The following is a 1,116-nucleotide window of genomic DNA, read 5'->3' as shown; positions in this document are numbered from 1 at the left end:
GGCACGATGTCCAGCGTTTGCATGATGTCATAAAGGCCAAAGAGGGTTGTCTGATCCCCTTCCTGGCTGATCAGCAGCACGGTCGCGTCGATGTCTCCGGTCGCGGTGTAGTGGGCAAAGGGGTATTCGTATTTGTCGAAGGCAACGACATCGGTGGGCATGAACATCTCGATCCCGGCGGTCTCATCCTGCACAAGCTCAAGGCCCAGACCATCCAGAACGGAATTATAGTCCTGCAACAGGACGGCTCGCTGCTGTGTCGTCAGAATGCCCGTGACATCAAATCCCTTCTGCTCTTGCCACTGTGCCATCGCGTTGCGGGTGCCACGACCATATGCGCCGTCAATAGCCCCCTGATAGGTACCGGCCCATTGCAGCGCGATCTGCAAGTCTTCACGCTCCGCGCGGCTTAGCTGCCGTTCGCTACGTCGCGCTTGTTCAGGGGTTTCATCAGCGGGCGGTGGGGCAGGCGTGTCCACAACGGGCGTTGTGTCTTCGGGTTCGGTTGGCACGGGGGCCTGCACCACGCCCCGGTTCAGCACATTCGCACCGATGGGCCAGAATTGTTGGCGGAAAGACGAGGTGAAGGCGATGAAGCTGTCGTTCGGGATCACGCCTTCGGACCGGTAGACACGCAACACCTGCTCGGCGTCTGACCGGGCATAGGGGCCAAGGGCAATACCGTACCAGCCACCACCAAGGGAAAACCCATTCACATCAGGCAGATCAGCGGCATAGACCCGGGCGCGGGCGGTTGCTTCGTTCAGGTTGGGTCGTGCCTCGATCTGGATCCAGACGGCATCGTCCTGCGCACTCACGGTCACCACCGACGCAAGCAGGACAACCCACGCCAGCACAATACGCTTCAACATCCGCCCATATCCCCTTGGTTGGTCTTGGTGCCACTTCATTCCGTGGGCGGCAGATTAAGCAGGAATCCGCTCCAATGGAAATGGTGGAATACCCGTAAAAAGCCACCTCGCGCGCAATTGACCATTTGGGGGGCGGGCCGTAGGTAAGTCACGCAATTCAACCGATGGCTTGACCCATGTCCGACACCGTTACACCGCCCCGTTCCTTTCAGGAAATCATACTGCGTCTTCAGACCTACTGGGC

The 1,116-nt window shown here is 59.1% G+C and carries 1 protein-coding gene; it reads right to left on the bottom strand.

Annotated features, from left to right (window positions below):
- Window positions 1–872: peptidoglycan-binding domain-containing protein (locus AC6RA8_RS21275; RefSeq protein ID WP_500355676.1), on the bottom strand; the 872-nt coding region annotated here is incomplete at its 3' end.
- Window positions 873–1,116 lie beyond the last annotated feature (244 nt).

It is taken from the genome of Tateyamaria sp., from assembly GCF_059783535.1.
The sequence above is the reverse complement of the archived record's forward strand: the minus strand, read 5'-3'. Positions and strand labels throughout refer to the sequence as shown.